22 protein-coding genes are annotated in these 18,200 nt (G+C 52.3%); 21 read left to right on the top strand and 1 reads right to left on the bottom strand.

The features are described from left to right. Positions 1-9: 9 nt before the first annotated feature. A complete protein-coding gene (locus GXM22_RS14575; RefSeq protein ID WP_005934809.1) occupies positions 10-810 on the bottom strand; it encodes a helix-turn-helix domain-containing protein in 801 nt (266 codons plus the stop codon). Positions 811-1,472: 662 nt separating this feature from the next. Between GXM22_RS14575 and GXM22_RS14570 the strand changes: the two genes are divergently transcribed. The 21 genes from GXM22_RS14570 (at position 1,473) to GXM22_RS14465 (ending at position 18,200) form a co-directional block, all read left to right on the top strand. Then, a complete protein-coding gene (locus tag GXM22_RS14570) occupies positions 1,473-1,886 on the top strand; it encodes a cysteine-rich VLP domain-containing protein (RefSeq protein WP_035394728.1) in 414 nt (137 codons plus the stop codon). 111 nt (positions 1,887-1,997) lie between these two features. Continuing rightward, on the top strand, positions 1,998-2,393 hold the full coding sequence (locus GXM22_RS14565; RefSeq protein ID WP_005934805.1) for a replication initiator protein A: 396 nt from the start codon (positions 1,998-2,000) through the stop codon (positions 2,391-2,393). A 183-nt stretch (positions 2,394-2,576) separates the two neighbouring features. After that, complete coding sequence (gene mobV / locus GXM22_RS14555; RefSeq protein ID WP_005934804.1) at positions 2,577-3,521, top strand: MobV family relaxase; 945 nt, start codon at positions 2,577-2,579, stop codon at positions 3,519-3,521. A 72-nt stretch (positions 3,522-3,593) separates the two neighbouring features. Then, positions 3,594-3,788 (top strand): hypothetical protein, encoded by a 195-nt coding sequence (locus tag GXM22_RS14550; RefSeq protein WP_005934803.1) that lies wholly within the window; start codon positions 3,594-3,596, stop codon positions 3,786-3,788. Between the two features lie 100 nt (positions 3,789-3,888). Next, positions 3,889-4,209, top strand: a complete 321-nt coding sequence (locus tag GXM22_RS14545) for a recombinase family protein (protein WP_035394664.1) — start codon at positions 3,889-3,891, stop codon at positions 4,207-4,209. 93 nt (positions 4,210-4,302) lie between these two features. Continuing rightward, positions 4,303-4,611 (top strand): DUF6050 family protein, encoded by a 309-nt coding sequence (locus GXM22_RS14540; protein WP_005934801.1) that lies wholly within the window; start codon positions 4,303-4,305, stop codon positions 4,609-4,611. 126 nt (positions 4,612-4,737) lie between these two features. After that, positions 4,738-4,986 (top strand): hypothetical protein, encoded by a 249-nt coding sequence (locus GXM22_RS15320; protein WP_005934799.1) that lies wholly within the window; start codon positions 4,738-4,740, stop codon positions 4,984-4,986. Further along, entirely contained in the window at positions 4,979-5,752 is a 774-nt protein-coding gene (locus GXM22_RS14530; RefSeq protein ID WP_005934798.1) for a BRO family protein, read from the top strand. Before GXM22_RS15320 ends, GXM22_RS14530 begins: the two co-directional genes overlap by 8 nt. Next, a complete protein-coding gene (locus GXM22_RS14525; RefSeq protein ID WP_005934797.1) occupies positions 5,749-6,654 on the top strand; it encodes a DUF6017 domain-containing protein in 906 nt (301 codons plus the stop codon). The genes GXM22_RS14530 and GXM22_RS14525 overlap by 4 nt, the downstream gene beginning before the upstream one ends. A gap of 130 nt (positions 6,655-6,784) precedes the next feature. Continuing rightward, complete coding sequence (locus tag GXM22_RS14520) at positions 6,785-7,276, top strand: PcfB family protein (protein WP_005934796.1); 492 nt, start codon at positions 6,785-6,787, stop codon at positions 7,274-7,276. Further along, on the top strand, positions 7,273-9,042 hold the full coding sequence (locus GXM22_RS14515; protein ID WP_005934795.1) for a VirD4-like conjugal transfer protein, CD1115 family: 1,770 nt from the start codon (positions 7,273-7,275) through the stop codon (positions 9,040-9,042). Before GXM22_RS14520 ends, GXM22_RS14515 begins: the two co-directional genes overlap by 4 nt. A 134-nt stretch (positions 9,043-9,176) precedes the next feature. Next, positions 9,177-9,392: a Maff2 family mobile element protein gene (locus GXM22_RS14510; RefSeq protein ID WP_005934794.1), complete on the top strand. Its 216-nt coding sequence runs from the start codon at positions 9,177-9,179 to the stop codon at positions 9,390-9,392. A gap of 94 nt (positions 9,393-9,486) precedes the next feature. Beyond that, a complete protein-coding gene (locus GXM22_RS14505) occupies positions 9,487-9,702 on the top strand; it encodes a Maff2 family mobile element protein (protein WP_005934794.1) in 216 nt (71 codons plus the stop codon). A gap of 39 nt (positions 9,703-9,741) precedes the next feature. Beyond that, a complete protein-coding gene (locus GXM22_RS14500) occupies positions 9,742-10,611 on the top strand; it encodes a VirB6/TrbL-like conjugal transfer protein, CD1112 family (RefSeq protein WP_005934793.1) in 870 nt (289 codons plus the stop codon). Next, positions 10,601-11,194, top strand: a complete 594-nt coding sequence (locus tag GXM22_RS14495) for an MT-A70 family methyltransferase (RefSeq protein ID WP_005934792.1) — start codon at positions 10,601-10,603, stop codon at positions 11,192-11,194. Before GXM22_RS14500 ends, GXM22_RS14495 begins: the two co-directional genes overlap by 11 nt. Further along, positions 11,182-11,670 (top strand): XF1762 family protein, encoded by a 489-nt coding sequence (locus GXM22_RS14490; RefSeq protein WP_005934791.1) that lies wholly within the window; start codon positions 11,182-11,184, stop codon positions 11,668-11,670. Before GXM22_RS14495 ends, GXM22_RS14490 begins: the two co-directional genes overlap by 13 nt. Beyond that, positions 11,639-12,019: a PrgI family protein gene (locus tag GXM22_RS14485; protein WP_005934790.1), complete on the top strand. Its 381-nt coding sequence runs from the start codon at positions 11,639-11,641 to the stop codon at positions 12,017-12,019. The genes GXM22_RS14490 and GXM22_RS14485 overlap by 32 nt, the downstream gene beginning before the upstream one ends. A gap of 1 nt (position 12,020) precedes the next feature. After that, positions 12,021-14,420, top strand: a complete 2,400-nt coding sequence (locus GXM22_RS14480) for a VirB4-like conjugal transfer ATPase, CD1110 family (protein WP_005934789.1) — start codon at positions 12,021-12,023, stop codon at positions 14,418-14,420. Between the two features lie 15 nt (positions 14,421-14,435). Beyond that, on the top strand, positions 14,436-15,011 hold the full coding sequence (locus tag GXM22_RS14475; protein ID WP_005934788.1) for a hypothetical protein: 576 nt from the start codon (positions 14,436-14,438) through the stop codon (positions 15,009-15,011). Further along, a complete protein-coding gene (locus GXM22_RS14470; RefSeq protein ID WP_425350636.1) occupies positions 14,974-15,993 on the top strand; it encodes a DNA-methyltransferase in 1,020 nt (339 codons plus the stop codon). The genes GXM22_RS14475 and GXM22_RS14470 overlap by 38 nt, the downstream gene beginning before the upstream one ends. Continuing rightward, a complete protein-coding gene (locus GXM22_RS14465) occupies positions 15,993-18,200 on the top strand; it encodes a C40 family peptidase (protein WP_005934786.1) in 2,208 nt (735 codons plus the stop codon). Before GXM22_RS14470 ends, GXM22_RS14465 begins: the two co-directional genes overlap by 1 nt.

The following is an 18,200-nucleotide window of genomic DNA, read 5'->3' as shown; positions in this document are numbered from 1 at the left end:
GTCGCCCACTTATTTTCTCCCCCGCTGGGGCTTTGGATTTTTCAGCAAGTCAGACTTTTGTGCAATTCTTTTTAGCCATTTCTTTTCTTCCTCGGACAGCTTCTTATAATTCAGTTTGAGCCGCTTGCAGATAAACATCATAGCCGCCTGCTCCGGGTCGCTGTCCTCTTTAGCGGTTTCCTCGGCTGCCTGCAAAAAATCTTCCAGTGGGCTATCCTCCGGGACGCTGAAAAAATCGTCCTTATGGGCTTCCCGCAGGTCGAGGGCTATCTTGTTTATGTCCTGCTGTATCACATAGCGGCAAAAGCTGTCATCGTCAATGTGGGCGGCGATAAGCTGTCTTAACTGCGGGTCAGTCAAGCCGGGATTGTGTTGTTTCATAATTGTTGCACTCACAGCGTCCACAATGGCGTTTGCGCTCTGCACCTGTTTTCCTGCCACGCCATTCACATAAATTTCAAGGTCAGCCATGAGCCGAGGAAAATCCGGGTGTGTCGCCAGTTCACACAAAAGGGAATTGTCCACCAGCCCGCTTTTCAATAGTTCAATCATATCATCACTCAAACGCAGGTCTGCAAGATCGGCGTTTGGGTGATTTTTTGTTTGGGAGCGGCCCAGCAGATAATCAACGGTCACTTCATAAAACTTTGCCAACTCAATAAGGGCATAGTGGCTGATGTCTTTGAACTTGTCCCCCTCATAACTGCCCAAAGCAGACTTGGAGAGATGGGTCTGCTCCGCAAGTTGTTCCAATGTCAGCCCACGCTCCACACGCAGGTCTTTTAGCCGTTCCTGTATGGATAACTCCATGCTCTCCCTCCTTGTCTGCTCGATAAATTAGGATTTGTAGCTTTGTCAACTTCCCGATACTGTAATCATATATTTCTCACTTCTGTTTAGATTTATGATTGATGATCACTTTTATCACAATGCAAATCAGTAACAAAATAATGGTCAATACACCATATATCAAGATGCTTGTATACCACGGTGCTGATTGCACAACGTATAATTCGGGATGAGTTTTGAAGTCCCAAACAGTATAAACCCCGTGTCCAATAAATACACCAATAAAAACTGCAATAAAGATGTTTATAATGATGTTTATTTTTTTCATGCAATCACACTCCCTTGGGTAAATTCCAATTTGTCACTCTGTACTTATTATTTTACCACAATTCCGAGAGCGTGGAAATAGCCTGTTTCTTAAGCCGATTTCCCACCTTTCGGATATACGGAACGGGCGGTCATTTAGGTGTAGACTTAGGGTAGTTCATCGATGGACAGCACCTTGAAAACAGAATGACCGTCCGAAAAGGGATACCCCGGCTGGGGAAGCACCGCAAGGAGCCGGACTTCGGGACAAAATGTCCCGAAGTATGGGGAGTGTGCCAACGCCGGAACACGCCGCAGGAATGGGGCAGGAAACCTTTTCGGAGGAACGGCAACGGAAAGCAAAATGGAGGGAACGCATGAGAGATAACCCCTATAAAGACTTGCCGCCGCTGGAACGCAGGCCGGACGGTTCCCTTTACCGCATGACACCGGCGCAGAGGAAACAGGCGGCCAGCCTGATACGCCGGGGGTGCTGTTGCTGTGAGGACGGCAACTGCATTGTCCTTGACGATGGGGACACCTGCACCTGCCCGCAGACGATTTCTTTCTCGGTCTGCTGTAAGTGGTTCCGCTGGTCGGTCTTGCCGCTGGACGGAACGCTGGAAGCGGAGATTTTCCGGGATAGGGACTTGAAACGCTGTGCGGTCTGCGGCGGCGTGTTCGTCCCCAAATCCAACCGGGCAAAATACTGCCCCGGCTGTGCCGCCAGAGTTCACAGGCGACAGAAAACAGAAAGTGAACGGAAAAGGAGGTCTGCTGTGGACAGTTAGGAGCGAAAAAAGCCTTGATTTATCAGGCTCCGCAAGCCCCAAACCGGGGCAGGTGGTATAAAGTATCGCCCACCCCGGAAAACGGGCTTCTAACCGTCCACAAAACGCACTATGACAAATACCATCTATATCCATCAGCCGGAAAAGGCGTTCAGCTTCACCCGGCTCCCGAATTTCCTCTTTGAAGCCCCCACATTCAGGCCCCTGTCCAACGAGGCAAAGGTTCTGTACGCCTTTATCCTGCGCCGGACAGAGTTGTCCCGCAAGAATGGGTGGGCGGATGACTGCGGACGGATTTTCCTGTATTACCCTATCTGCGAAGTGGTTGACCTGCTCCATTGTGGGCGGCAGAAAGCGGTGAACACCCTGCGGGAACTGCAATACGCCGGACTGGTGGAAATCCAGAAGCAGGGCTGTGGAAAACCCAACCGCATTTTCCCAAAATCCTATGAAGCGGTTCCAAACACCGACTTCAAGAAATCCGGTTCTGGTACGCCGGAGGACTGAAAACCGTACCCATGAAGTACGGAAATCACTCCTGAGACGTACGAAAACCGGACGGTATATAGAAATACAAAGATTAAAAAGATTGATTTATATTCTATCCATTCCAATCCTATCCGAGCTATTTTCTGCGGGATTTTCCCTGTGGAAAACCCCGGATAGGAAAGGAATGGGGAAAGGAGCAGAATGGCACAACACGCAATTTTACGGTTTGAGAAGCACAAGGGCAACCCGGCAAGGCCGCTGGAAGCCCATCACGAAAGACAGAAAGAACAGTATGCCAGCAATCCCGACATTGACACAAGCCGGAGCAAATACAACTTCCATATCGTCAAGCCGGAGGGACGCTATTACCACTTCATTCAGAGCCGGATTGAGCAGGCTGGGTGCCGAACCCGCAAGGACAGCACACGGTTTGTCGATACGCTGATAACCGCCAGCCCGGAGTTTTTCAAGGGGAAATCCCCAAAGGAGATACAGGCGTTCTTCCAAAGGGCGGCGGATTTCCTCATTGGACGGGTAGGCCGGGAAAATATCGTGTCGGCGGTGGTACACATGGACGAGAAAACACCCCACCTGCATTTGACCTTTGTTCCGCTGACAAAGGACAACCGCCTGTGTGCTAAGGAGATTATCGGCAACCGGGCAAACCTGACGAAGTGGCAGGACGATTTTCACGCCTATATGGTGGTGAAATATCCCGACTTGGAGCGTGGGGAGAGTGCCAGCAAGACAGGCCGGAAGCATATCCCCACCCGGCTTTTCAAACAGGCGGTTTTCCTCTCCAAACAGGCCAGAGCCATTGAAGCCGCCCTTGACGGCATTAACCCGCTGAACGCCGGAAAGAAAAAAGAGGAAGCCCTCTCCATGCTAAAAAAGTGGTTCCCGCAGATGGAGAACTTCTCCGGGCAGTTGAAAAAGTACAAGGTCACAATCAATGACCTGTTGGCGGAGAATGAGAAGTTGGAAGCAAGGGCAAAGGCCAGCGAAAAAGGAAAGATGAAAGATACGATGGAACGGGCAAAGCTGAAAAGCGAACTGGACAATTTACAGCGGCTGGTTGACCGTATCCCGCCGGATATACTGGCGGAACTGAAACGTCAGCAGCGGCACACGGTAAAGGAAAGGTGATAGATATAAGCAGAAATTTTCGCCGCCTTTGTGCGGCATTGTACCTTGAAAACTGAATATGGAGGACACTGGATGGCAAAAAGCGAAAGCGATATTTTTACACCCCGGACAGGGCAGGTCATACAAGCAGAGAACGGCACGCAGTATTTTGTATGTGGGAACAACCGTATAAAAATCTCCGAACACTTCGCCGCAGGCGGGAAGTCCCTCGGTGATCTGATTGTAGATGTGGTGCGGCATACCGCAGAAAAAGCCGCTTCAACCTGATAGCCCATCATTGATAACACGCCCACGCTTATGATATAATTGCCATAGAGCAAAAGTATTGTAAGCGTGGGTTGTTTCTTTAGAAGGAGGATTTTTAACGGTGAAACAACCTTACAATACTACGATTTACAACACGGCGCTTTATATGAGATTGAGCCGGGACGATGAAAACTATGGTGACAGCGTAAGCATTGAAACACAGCGGACAATCCTGCAACAGTACGCAAAGGAACAGGGGCTTCATGTAGTCGGTGAGTATGTGGACGATGGCTGGTCGGGGACAAACTTTGAACGCCCGGATTTTCAGCGCATGATGGACGATATGGAAGCTGGAAAAGTAAACTGCATTGTTACGAAAGATTATTGTGCGATAATAGGACTAAATCAGAAAGACCTTGAAAATCAAGGCATTCTGGCTTAGTCCCTTCTTTTTTTGACCGAAAACAAAGGACTTTCACAATAATCAAGCAAGCCGGAGGGTGCTGCTGCACACTTCCGGCAGAAGGAGGATATAGTGGGTGCTATCAAAGTCTTCTTGAAGGAGGTTCTGCTTCCAATCGCGCTTGCGTTCTGCCTCGCGTCATTTCTCAAGCCGATCTATATGCCTGACGGCGTATGTGACTACTTCCTAATGTGGATTTGCGTCGGCTTGCCATTCGGCATCCGGAGGATGTGCCTCTGGCTCGTTCCCAGCGGCTACGGTATCTCCGGCTCAGTCGGCATCTTCGCATTGAACTTAATCATAGGCGGTCTTATCGGAGGACTTGCCTTCTTCATCGGGCTGCTGCTCGGTGTCATTCATACCATCCGAGAAATCATCTGAACTACATCGTAAACGAAGAGGGTTTGTTTCTTCTCCAATTTGGAGTAAGAAGCAAACCCTCTTTTTTTGTTGCCCAAAAGCCGCAATATTTGCTGGCGATGCGGCGAAAGAAAGGAGTTTTTAAGCATGAAACGCATGACAGCCGGTGATCTGCAAGCACTGGAATTGCTGATGCAGACCACACCCGGCTTTGAGCATTTTGACAGCGGCGCGGATGGCATTCTCCCTGAGTGCCGAAGCTGCCGCTTTCATCGCCCCTTCTGGAAATATCAGTCCTGCGTATTTGCAGAGTGTCCCTACTGCTGCAATCCCGTTTCTACCCTCAAAAACCAAAGTGGCACATCTGCTGCCGGAAAGGAAGTCAATCATGGATAACAAAATCGAAGTCTTCAAGAATGAACAGTTTGGAGAAATCCGAACAGCCCTGATCGAAAACGAGCCGTGGTTTGTGGCGGTAGACGTGTGCAGGGCTTTGGAGATCGGCAATTCGTCACAAGCCATTTCACGGCTGGATGCGGACGAGAAGATGATTACCCTCATTTCAAATGAGGGTAATAAACGAGGCAATCCCAACATGACGGTGGTGAACGAACCTGGACTTTACACGCTTATTCTGAGCAGCCGTAAGCCCGAAGCCAAAGCCTTCAAACGCTGGATCACACATGATGTCATCCCCATGATCCGCAAGACCGGCGGCTACATGACGGACTCCCTTCTGGAACGCATTCAGAAGGAACCTGCGGTCATTGTAGAGTTTGCTCAGGCGTTGATTCTGGAAAAGAATCGTGTGAAGGCTCTTGAGTGTGAGCTGAACACGGCGAAGCCCAAAGCTGATTACTACGACGCCTTCATCAATCCGGATGACTGCACCAATATCCGAACGACGGCGAAGGAACTGAAAATCCCGGAGCGCAAGTTCGTCCAGTTCCTTCTCAAAGAAAAGTACCTGTTCCGCTCTCCTTCCGGGCAGCTTCTTCCCTACAACAAGGACAGCAATGCCGGACTGTTCATCGTCCGCGATTTTGTGACGTTCTGCTACACCGGTTCTCAGACCTACTTCACGCCGAAGGGCAAGGAGGTCGTCCGAATGAAGTTCCAGAAAAAGTGCGGCGAAGAGCTGCTTCCCAAGATAGCAAGGTGATTTTCGTGGCAGTCTATCGCGTAAACAAGAATCGTGGCTATACCGTCATGGCGAACTTCCACCTCCGAGACAAGAGCCTGTCACTCAAGGCAGTCGGGCTACTCTCAAAGATGCTTTCGTTTAATGATGGCTGGAAGTTCTCAACCAAGGGACTTTCTGCAATCTGCAAGGAAGGTCCGGATGCCATTCTCTCCGCGCTCCGTGAGCTTGAAAAGCACGGCTACCTTGTCCGGCACCGGCAGAGAGACGGTAAAGGCAGGATGAGCAGCACAATCTTTGAGATATACGAAGAGCCGCAGGAGTCCACGCCAGAACGGGAAATGCCACACACGGAAAATCCATGTGTGGAGAAGCCAGATGTGGATAATCCACGCGGGGATAAGTCCGCACAAATAAATACTGATCAAGTAATTACCCAAGAAAGAAATACTCTCTCAAAGAACTATCAATCCATCAATCTTGATGGGATGGACAGGATGGATGAGCGAAGCGAGTATGAGGAGATTATCAAAGAGAATCTTGACTACAACATTCTCTGTCAGGATCCGAAGTTCGATAAAGACCGCTTCCGGGAGATCATGGACATCATGCTGGATGCCGTCTGCTCTACCGCTCCGACCATCCGTATCAATGGCGAGGATATGCCGCAGCAAGTGGTCAAGTCCCGCTTTCTCAAGCTGAATAGCAGCCACATAGAGTACGTTCTGGAAGCAATGAACAAGAACCCGTCAGACATCCGTAATATCCGGGCGTACCTGTTGACCGCTCTGTATAACGCCTCTCTGACGATAGACAATTACTACTCCGCGCTCGTCAATCATGATTTCTACGGGCAGGACAGATCGGCAGGGTCAAAGAAGCCGAAGACCTACGATTATAGCCTTTGTGAAGACACTCTTTAATGAATACCATCGTGAGCAATGCTCGGAAAGGAGGACAGTGCAAATGAAAATCATCTATCGCCGGATTGTGCCGCCTTAACTTCGGCAGCAGTCCCCATAATCATTCCAACGAAAGGAGGTAAACGCCGCAATGCAGGATGAAGTCAACACCAAAGTTGTTGCAATCATGATCAAGGGCGGCAAAATCTCAGCCGAGGTGCTGAAAAAGGCACTGGACAAGTTCGTGCAGGAGATTGAGAAGGCACAGAAGCAGATGCAGCAGCCCAAAACCTATCGCGGCAAGCAGTCCATCAAGCATCTGATGAGCCAGAATGCCGCCATCTCCAACATCGAAGTGACGGACGGCAACATCAAGTCCTTTGAGCGAACAGCCAGTAAATACGGTCTGGACTTTGCGCTCAAGAAGGACGTTTCCGTTGAGCCGCCCAGCTATCTTGTCTTCTTCAAGGGGCGAGATGTTGATGTGATGACCGCCGCGTTCAAGGAGTTCTCCGCCAAAACCGTCAAGCAGAAGGAACAGCCGTCCATCCGGCACAAGCTGGATCAGGAGAAAGCCCAGAGCAAGGCACAGCACAAAGAGAAAGTCAAGGTCAAGACCAAGGATCGGGGTGTCGAGCTGTGAACAAACCCGATATGAAGAAGCTCATTCTTCTGAACCTTCCGTATGTCTTCGCCTTCTACTTTGCGGATAAGATTGCCGCCGTATTTCGTCTCGCTCCCGGCGCAGAGTTCATCGACAAGCTGACAAACGGCTTTGCCGTGTTCGGCACTGCCTTTGCAAATCCGCTTCCCAGCTTTCATCCTGTCGATCTTCTCATCGGTCTGTCGGCTGGCGTGCTGCTCAAGCTGGCAGTCTACGTCAAGGGCAAAAACCGCAAGAAGTTCCGGCAGGGCGAAGAATACGGATCTGCCCGCTGGGGCAAGCCAGAGGACATCAAGCCGTACATGGACCCGGAGTTCTCCAACAACGTCATTCTGACGCAGACGGAGTTCCTGACCATGAACAGCCGTCCAAAGCAGCCAAAATACGCCCGCAACAAGAACATCCTCGTCATCGGCGGTTCCGGCTCAGGCAAGACGCGCTTTTTCGTCAAACCTAACCTGATGCAGATGCACAGCAGCTACGTTGTGACTGACCCGAAGGGTACGGTGCTGGTGGAGTGCGGCAAGATGCTTGAAAAGGGCGGCTACGTCATCAAGTCGCTGAACACCATCAATTTCCGGAAATCCATGCACTACAACCCTTTTAGCTACATCCGCAGTGAGAAGGACATCCTCAAGCTGGTCAATACGATTATCGTCAACACGAAGGGAGACGGCGATAAGTCCGGCGAAGATTTCTGGGTCAAGGCGGAAAAGCTCTACTACACAGCTCTCATCGGCTACATCTGGTATGAGGCACCCGACCACGAGAAAAACTTTACTACCCTGCTCGAAATGATCAATGCCTCGGAAGCCAGAGAGGACGATGAGACCTTTAAGAACCCCGTGGATGTCATGTTCGATGAGCTGGAAGCCCGCGACCCTGACCACTTTGCGGTCAAGCAATACCGCAAATACAAGCTGGCGGCGGGCAAAACCGCGAAGTCGATCCTGATTTCCTGCGGCGCAAGGCTTGCGCCCTTCGACATCGCAGAGCTGCGGGAGCTGATGAGCTACGATGAGATGGAGCTGGACACAATCGGAGACCGGAAGACGGCGCTGTTCGTCATTATTTCCGATACCGATGACACCTTCAATTTCGTCGTGGCGATCATGTATTCCCAGCTCTTCAACCTTCTCTGCGACAAGGCAGATGACGTTTACAACGGACGGCTTCCCGTCCATGTGCGCTGTCTGCTCGATGAGTTTGCGAACATCGGTCAAATCCCGAAGTTTGATAAGCTCATCGCAACCATCCGAAGCCGGGAAATCTCGGCGTCAATCATCTTGCAGTCCCAGTCTCAGCTCAAGACCATCTACAAGGATGCGGCGGACACCATCACAGGCAACTGCGACTGCACACTTTTCCTCGGCGGAAAAGAAAAATCGACTCTCAAAGAAATCAGCGAGGTGCTGGGCAAGGAGACAATCGACCTTTACAACACCTCAGAAACCCGTTCCAACAACAACTCTTATGGCTTGAATTATCAGAAGACCGGCAAGGAGCTGATGTCTCAGGATGAGATCGCCGTCATGGACGGAGCCAAGTGTATTTTGCAGCTTCGAGGCGTGAGACCTTTTCTCAGTAACAAATACGACATTACGAAGCATCCAAAGTACCGGCAGCTCTCCGACTATAACAAGCGGAACGCCTTTGACATCGAGAAGTACCGGCAGCACAAGCTGGTAGTCAAGCTCGATGACACATTCGACCTCTATGATATGGGCGAGGTCGAAGCAGATTAAAGCCCCGTCGCTGCACTGCGCAGTGGGTAAAGCCTGATGGCTTATCCCAAAGCAGAACAGCGACGGGGCTTCTTTTTTTATGCCCATTTTCAAAAATACACACTCAACTTTCATCGATTCAAGGAGGAAAATCTATGGCTTTTATCAATCAGGCTGTCACGGTTCTTCAGACGCTCGTTATCGCCCTCGGCGCAGGTCTCGCAGTGTGGGGTGTTGTCAACCTCATGGAAGGCTACGGCAACGACAACCCCGGCGCTAAGTCTCAGGGCATCAAGCAGCTCATGGCTGGCGGTGGTGTGGTGTTGATCGGCACGACCCTCATCCCTCTGCTCTCCGGTCTGTTCGGTTAATCCGGCAGCCGCGCAGAAGTAACCATCGGGGCGGGTGCTGGAAAAGGCACTCGCCCTTCACAATTCACCAACGATTTAAGGAGGAAATTCAAGTATGGCATTTATCAATCAGGCAGTTACGGTTCTCCAGACGCTTGTTATCGCCCTCGGCGCAGGTCTTGCGGTGTGGGGTGTTGTCAACCTCATGGAAGGCTACGGCAACGACAACCCCGGCGCTAAGTCTCAGGGCATCAAGCAGCTCATGGCTGGCGGCGGTGTGGTGCTGATCGGCACGACCCTCATCCCCCTGCTCTCCGGTTTGTTCGGCTAATCCACGGCAAGCCCAGCTTAACCGAAGGGTGGTGAAATATTGGGCAGCATTTTAGAAAAGATCGAACAAGCTCTCAAGGATATGCTGATCGGATGGATCGAGAGCAACCTGACCAATATGTTCACCGATGTCAACGAGAAGGTAGGAACGATTGCCGCTGAAGTTGGGCAAACACCGTCCGGCTGGAACGGCGGCGTGTACCAGATGATCCGGGGACTATCTGAAAACGTGATAGTCCCCATCGCTGGTATCATCATCACCTTCGTTTTGTGCTACGAGCTGATTTCTATGATCACCGAGAAAAACAACCTTCACGACATGGACACATGGATGTTCTTCAAGTGGTTTTTCAAGGCGGCTGTGGCGATCTATCTCGTAACACACACGTTTGACATCGTGATGGCAGTATTCGACATCGGGCAGAACGTAGTTTCCGGTGCAGCCGGAGTAATCCACGGCAACACCAGCATTGACATTGACGCGACGATTGCGCAGATGCGTACCGGCATGGAGAACATGGGCGTCGGAGAACTGCTCGGTCTGTCAATAGAAACGCTTCTGATCAGCCTGTGCCTCAAAATCATGGCGATCCTCATTACGGTCATTCTCTACGGGCGCATGATCGAGATTTACTGCACCGTGAGCATTGCGCCTATTCCCATCGCAACCATGAGCAACCGCGAATGGGGCAGCATCGGCACGAACTATCTGAAAGGCTTGTTCGCTTTGGCATTTCAGGGCTTTCTCATCATGGTCTGCGTCGGCATCTATGCGGTGCTGATCAACGGCATGATCATCGCAGACAACATTCATTCGGCTCTGTTCTCTGTGGCAGCGTACACGGTTATTCTGTGCTTCTCGCTGTTCAAGACCGGAAGCCTCGCAAAATCCATTTTCCATGCGCACTAAGGAGGTCGGCAGCATGAAGAAGTACAGCATCATCTACGCCGATCCCCCTTGGGCGTATCGGACTTACTCCAAGAAGGGACAGGGACGGTCGGCGGAAAGCCACTACCCGACAATGTGCATTAAAGACATCAAGGCACTTCCGGTCGGTGAGCTTGCCGCTAAGGACTGCGCTCTGTTTCTCTGGATCACGTTCCCGTGCCTCTGTGAAGCACTCGAAGTGCTGACGGCATGGGGCTTTTCTTATAAGACCGTGGCTTTTGTATGGGTGAAGCAAAACCGAAGGAACGACGATCTCTTTACCGGCATGGGCTACTGGACAAGGGCGAATGCCGAAATCTGCATCCTTGCTACAAAGGGACACCCGAAGCGTGTTGACGCCGGTGTGCGTCAGGTCATTCTCAGTCATATTGAAGAGCATTCCAAAAAGCCGGATGAAGCGCGGGAGCGCATTGTTCGGCTCATGGGAGACCTTCCCCGCGTGGAGCTTTTTGCCCGTCAGTCTCCCGAAGGCTGGGACGTTTGGGGCAACGAGGTCGAATGCACGGCTCATCTTCCTATGGAGGAAACACCATGCTGCGGCTAAAACCCATCTCTCTTCGAGACGCCAACGAGTATGTCCGGCAGCATCACCGACATCACAAGCCGGTTGCCGGTCACAAGTTCTCCATCGGCTGTGAAGCAGAGGGTGAGCTGGTCGGTGTAATCATCGCCGGGCGTCCCGTCAGCCGGTATCTGGATGACGGCTTCACATTGGAGGTTACAAGGCTATGCACCAACGGCGCAAAGAACGCTTGCAGCTTTCTCTACGGCGCGGCGGCAAGAGCTGCTGCGGCTATGGGCTATAAGCGCATCATCACCTACACGCTGGAAAGCGAAAACGGTGCAAGCCTTCGGGCTTCCGGCTGGATTTGTCAAGGCAAAGCGGGTGGGCTTCGCTGGACGGGCAAGCGTCAACCGAAGGAGGATCAATATCCCGCACAAATGAAGCTGCGCTATGAAAAGCAGCTTAGAAAGGAGGAAACAGTCAATGGCATTTGTTCCGGTCCCGAAGGATCTTAACCGCGTCAAAACGAAGGTCATGTTCAACCTGACCAAGCGGCAGCTCATTTGTTTTTCCATCGCTGCGGCGGTCGGCGTCCCGATCTTCTTTCTGGCGAAGGCACATCTCGACTTGTCCACGGCGGCAATGCTGATGGTGGTGATCATGCTCCCGTTCATCTTCTTCGCGCTTTACGAGAAGGACGGTCAGCCCGCCGAGAAGTATCTGTACCACATCGTACAGTCCATGTTTATCCGGGACAAGGTGCGTCCCTATCGCACGAACAATCTCTACGCTGAAATTCAGCAGAAAATCAAAGAACAGGAGGAATTGCAGCTTGAACAACAGCACAGCAAAGGCAAAGCCTAAGATGACCGTCAAAAACGGCGTCGTTTACGGCGATGCCCTTTCCGCTCAGGAAAAGAAGCGGATCGTCATGCAGAAGAAAAAGGACAGGAAGGCAAAGAAAGTCCGCAAGTCCGCCCAGCAGACCATCCCCTATGTGGAGATGTGCCGTGACGGTATCTGCAAGGTGAACAGCCGCCTCTACACGAAGTCCATCGCCTTTGAGGACATCAACTACCAGCTTGCGCAGAACGAGGACAAAACTGCCATCTTTGAGAACTGGTGCGACTTTCTGAACTACTTTGATAGCTCGATTTTCGTCCAGCTCTCCTTCATCAATCAGAAGGCAAGTCTCAATGAGTTCCGCAAGCGCATCAACATTCCGGCACAGGAGGACGCCTTCAACGACATCCGCTCCGAGTATTCCGGTATGCTGCAAAGCCAGCTCACCAAGGGCAACAACGGGCTGATCAAGAAGAAGTACATCACCTTCGGCATTGAGGCGGACTCCCTCCGCACGGCAAAGCCGAAGCTCGAACGCATTGAAACCGACATCCTCAACAACTTCAAAACTCTCGGCGTGAAAACCGAGCCGCTGTCCGGCTACGAACGGCTGAAAGTGCTTCATGATGTGTTCAATATGGACAGCAATGAGCCGTTCCGCTTTTCCTTCGATATGGTTGCCCGGACGGGGCTTTCCAGCAAGGACTTCATCGCTCCCACTTCCTTTGACTTCCGTGAAGGCAAGTGCTTCAAGATGGGCAAAACCATCGGTGCGGTGAGCTTCCTGCAAATCCTCGCGCCGGAACTCAATGACCGTATGCTTGCCGACTTCCTTGAGATGGACAGCAACATTACGGTCAATTTTCATATCCGGACGATTGACCAGGCGAAGGCAATCAAGAGCATCAAGTCGAAAATCACCGACCTCGACAAGATGAAGATCGAAGAGCAGAAAAAAGCCGTCCGCTCCGGCTACGACATGGACATCATCCCGTCCGATCTCGCCACCTTCGGCGGTGAGGCAAAGCGTCTGTTGCAGGATCTCCAGACCCGCAATGAGAGACTGTTCCTTGTGACCATTCTCATCATGAACACGGCAACCAACCGCCAGAAGCTCGAAAATGCGGTGTTCCAGACCGCCGCCATTGCCCAAAAGTATAACTGTGCGCTCAAGCGTCTCGATTTCCAGCAGGAGGAAGGGCTGATGTCCTCTCTGCCTATCGGCGTCAATCAGGTGGAAATTGAACGCGGACTGACCACTTCCAGCACAGCGGTTTTCGTGCCGTTCACCACGCAGGAGCTTTTTCAGGGCGGCGAAGCTCTCTACTACGGGCTGAACGCACTGTCCAACAACATGATCATGGTTGACCGCAAGCAGCTCAAGAACCCCAACGGGCTGATCTTGGGTACACCCGGTTCCGGCAAGTCCTTCTCCGCCAAGCGAGAAATGACGAACGCCTTTCTCATCACGGAGGATGACATCATCGTCTGCGACCCCGAAGCCGAGTATTTCCCCCTTGTGCAGAAGCTCGGCGGTCAGGTCATCCGCATCTCGCCGGTCAGCACGGATTACATCAATCCGTTGGACATCAACACGAACTACTCCGAAGAGGAAAACCCGCTGACGCTGAAATCCGACTTTATCCTCTCCATGTGTGAGCTGATTGTCGGCGGCAAGGACGGCTTGCAGCCGGTTGAGAAGACCATCATTGACCGCAGTGTTCGCATGGTCTATCAGGAGTTTCTTGCAGACCCCAAACCGGAGAAAATGCCGATCCTTGAAGACCTCTACAACATTCTGAGAAATCAGAAGGAGCCGGAGGCACAGCGCATCGCAACTGCCCTTGAAATCTATGTTCACGGCTCTCTGAACGTCTTTAATCACAGAACGAATGTGGATGTCAACAACCGCTTCGTCTGCTATGACATCCGCGAACTCGGCAAGCAGCTCAAGAAGCTCGGTATGCTGATTGTGCAGGATCAGGTTTGGAACAGAGTTACAATCAACCGCGCCCAGCACAAGGCAACTCGCTACTACATGGACGAGTTCCATCTGCTCTTGAAGGAGGAACAGACCGCCGCATACAGCGTAGAGATCTGGAAGCGTTTCAGAAAGTGGGGCGGCATCCCGACCGGCATCACCCAGAACGTCAAGGATCTGCTTGCGTCCCGCGAGGTAGAGAACATCTTTGAAAACTCGGATTTTGTCTACCTTCTGAATCAGGCATCCGGCGACCGGCAGATTCTCTCGAAGGCGCTGAACATCTCGCCCAGCCAGCAGAACTACATCACCAATTCCAATGCCGGTGAGGGGCTGATCTTCTACGGCTCGACCATCGTTCCCTTCAAGGACGATTTCCCGAAGGACACCCAGCTCTACCGCATCATGACCACCAAACCCGAAGAAACCGTACAGAACTAAGGAGGATTTTTGAATATGAACAACAAGATGATTACCATTCCCTACGCGGACGCTATCGAATACGGAGAGAACACCTCCGCGCTGTTTAAGGCTCTGTGGGAGCTGACCGATCTGATCCGACTGGAAAGCGACCTCAAGAAGCATCACCGCGCCTACCTCCATGTGAGGGAGGACATCGACGAAAAGGTCAAGGAGGCGCGTCAGATTATGACCAAGGTATCTGTGGATATGATCGGTTTCTACTTCAAGGTTGATGTTCCCAAGTGCAGCAACAGCGATGAGAATACCCCTTTCGCTGACGCGGCGGATGATGAAGCCGTATCTATCCCCAAGGACAAGTATGAGCTGATGATCGACGATCTGCTCACGATGTCCGAAATCATTCAGTGCGTCACAGATATGCGCACGCAGGATGTGAAGGCAATCCGCGAGTTCGGCAAGTTCGTCCCCGCCTTTGCCGCCTTTGAGAAGAACCGCCTGAGCCTCTATCGTGAGGCGGCGAAGGAAGCCGAGGAAATCTTCGACCGTTGGGCGGACGAGATTGACGATCTCGATGAGGACTACGAGCCGGACGAGTTCTTCTCTGACTGAGCCGTCCGGCTCTCAAAGGAAGGAGCTGATACCCATAGAGCTTGACATCATTCATACCGGCGATTGCCTTGAAATCCTGAAAACCCTGCCCGATGACAGCGTTCATTGCTGTGTGACGTCCCCTCCGTATTACGCACTCCGCGATTACGGCATGGAGGCTCAGATCGGCAGAGAGACAACGCCGAAGGAATATATCTCGCGCCTGACGGAAGTGTTTACCGAAGTCAGGCGCGTTTTGCGTCCGGATGGAACGCTCTGGCTGAACATCTCGGACACCTACGCCGGTAAAGGCAATCAGGGCGATTTCATTGACCCGAAGAACCCCAACGGCAGAAACGGTCAGGCTGTGGCTCTCAACAACAAGGTTGAGGGCTGCAAGCCAAAGGACATGATCGGTATTCCGTGGATGCTGGCTTTTGCTCTCCGCGATACCGGCTGGTATCTACGCAACGACATCATCTGGATGAAGGAAAACCCTATGCCGGAGAGCGTCAAAGACCGCCTATCCCGCTGCTATGAGCATATCTTCCTGTTCTCCAAGTCCAAGAAGTATTTCTTTGACTACAAGGCGATCTCCGAGCCGATTGCCCCTGCAACGGCAGAACGCCTCAAGCGCGGCATGAAGGGCGGCAACAAATACGGCAAGCCCGTTCCCGGTCAGCCTCAGCCGCAGTCCATCAACCGCCCCCGTGAGCATGGCGAGATCAAGGATGCAGACATCAATCCGCTCCGCAATAAGCGCGATGTCTGGAAGATCAACACCGTCCCCTTCAAGGGCGGGCATTATGCCGCCTACCCTCCGAAGCTGGTTGAGACCTGTCTTCTCGCCGGTTGTCCCGAAGGCGGTATTGTGCTTGACCCCTTCATGGGGAGCGGCACAACCGGCATGGTTGCCTCTCAGATGGGGCGTCATTTCATTGGCATCGAGCTGAACCCGGCGTACACCGAGCTTGCCTACAAGCGGATTGGAGGTGAAATCTGATGTCCAAGGAACCGGAACTCAAAGCCCGCGACAAGGTTGTTCTGCGGATGACGCGAGACGGCGCGGTCGAGGAAAACCTGACGGCTGGCACCGAGCAGCGTGTGTCAAGGCGGCTGGAAGACGCAGAGCTTGTGAAGCCGGTTGAGACCGCCGCGCCTTCCGAAGCTCTTTCTGCGGAGGAACAGAAAAAGGTGCAAATGCGCCGTCAACAGCGTCAGTTTCAGGCGGAACACGCCGAGGGTAACGACACACAGCCGCCCTCGGAAGCGTCCGTCACAGACGAAAAAAAGGCAGAAAATCCACCCCAGAATGTTCCCGAACCGCTGCCTGTGTCAGAGACGCCGTTCAAGCCTCCTGCTTTGGAGCAGCACAGCGTTTCTTCTCATACCGGCACGGTGATTGCCGAAACGGTTGTCACGCATAAGCTGCGCAAGACCTCTGCGGTGGAAGCCGTTGACGCGGATGCCGTTCTCTCCCAAGCGGCGGAGACTGCTTCCGCAAAGCCGATCATCGACGATGCCGTCCTGCCCACGAAGCGGATGCAGAAGCTCGAAAGGAAGTCCGAGAAGGCGCATGAGCGTCTGGATGCCGCCCGTGAGAAGCTGCCCACGCACAAGGTTCTCAAGAAAGAGCGTGTCTTCGATGAAGAGACCGGCAAGGGCAAAACCCGCCTTCATTTTGAGGATGAGCTGAAAAAGCCCAAGGGCAAAGGCAAGCTGCAATTTGAGGCAGATAAAACCGTCCGCAAGGTCGGGGACACCCTCGCTTCCGGCATTCATGGCAAAATCCATGAGGTCGAACAGGAAAACACGGCGGTTGAGGCTGCGCATAAGACGGAGATCGCCGCCGAGACCGCTGCGAGGCATTTCCGCCATCATCGGGAAAGCAGCGTCAACAAGCCCTACGAGAAGGTCTCCAAGCTGGAACACAAGGCGGATGCTGCTGATGCGAAGCTCCAATATGAGAGAAATCAGCAGGAGCATCCTGAGATGAAGAAGCAGAACTTGAACAAGCACTACCAGAAGCAGAGCATTAAGAAGGAATATGCCGCCGCTCGAAATGCCGGTTCTCAGACTGCCGGGACTGCCACAAAGAATACCGGCAAGAAGCTCGGTGAAAAGGTGTCCGACAAGATCAAGGAGTTTTTTGAGAAGAACAAGAAGGTCTTCATCTGGATCGGCGTCGGAATTGCCCTTCTCGTTTTGCTCGGTGCCGGAATCAGCTCGTGTTCGATGCTCACCTCTACCGGCTCGTCGGTTATCGCTTCCTCTTATCTCAGCGAGGATGACGCGATGCTGGGCGCAGAAGCGCAGTATTGCCAGATGGAGCAAGAGCTGCAAAGCTATCTGGATAACTATGAAAGCACCCATGACTATGACGAATATCACTTTGATCTGGACGATATTGAGCATGACCCCTATGTGCTGATCTCCATCCTCTCGGCTCTCCATGAGGGCGAGTTCACGCTGGATGAGGTGCAGGGTACGCTTCAAATGCTGTTTGAAAAGCAGTATATCCTCACAGAAGAGGTCATCGTCGAAACCAGATACCGCACGGAGACCGACACATGGACGGATGCAGACGGCAACACGCACACGGAAACCTATCGCATCCCGTATGACTACTTCATTTGCAACGTGAAGCTCGAAAACTTCAATCTCTCCCACGTCCCGGTCTACATCATGTCTCAGGAACAGCTTTCCATGTACGCAACGTATATGTCGGTGCTGGGCAACCGCGAGGATCTGTTCGGTGATTCTCCCTATGTGGACAAGTACATCACCAATCCTCCCGCCGACTACGATGTCAACCCGGAATACTTGAACGACGAGAAGTTTGCGACACTGATCACCGAGGCGGAAAAGTATCTCGGCTATCCGTATGTGTGGGGCGGCTCCAATCCCGACACATCCTTTGACTGCTCCGGCTTCGTCAGCTATGTTCTCACGAACAGCGGACTTGTGAATACCGGGCGGCTCGGCGCACAGGGGCTTTACAACGTCTGTACGCCGGTTTCAAAGGCGAATGCACAGCCCGGTGATCTCATCTTTTTCGTCGGGACGTATGACACCCCCGGTGTGTCCCACGTCGGCATTTACGTCGGTGATGGGGTCATGATCCACTGCGGCGACCCCATTCAGTACACATCCATCAATTCTTCCTACTGGCAGCAGCATTTCTACGCCTTCGGAAGACCCGCCTATTAA

Source organism: Faecalibacterium duncaniae (assembly GCF_010509575.1).
In the GTDB taxonomy this organism is placed as follows: Bacteria; Bacillota; Clostridia; order Oscillospirales; family Ruminococcaceae; genus Faecalibacterium; species Faecalibacterium duncaniae.
Note: the sequence above shows the minus strand (reverse complement) of the source record. Positions and strands in the feature narration are given on the sequence as shown.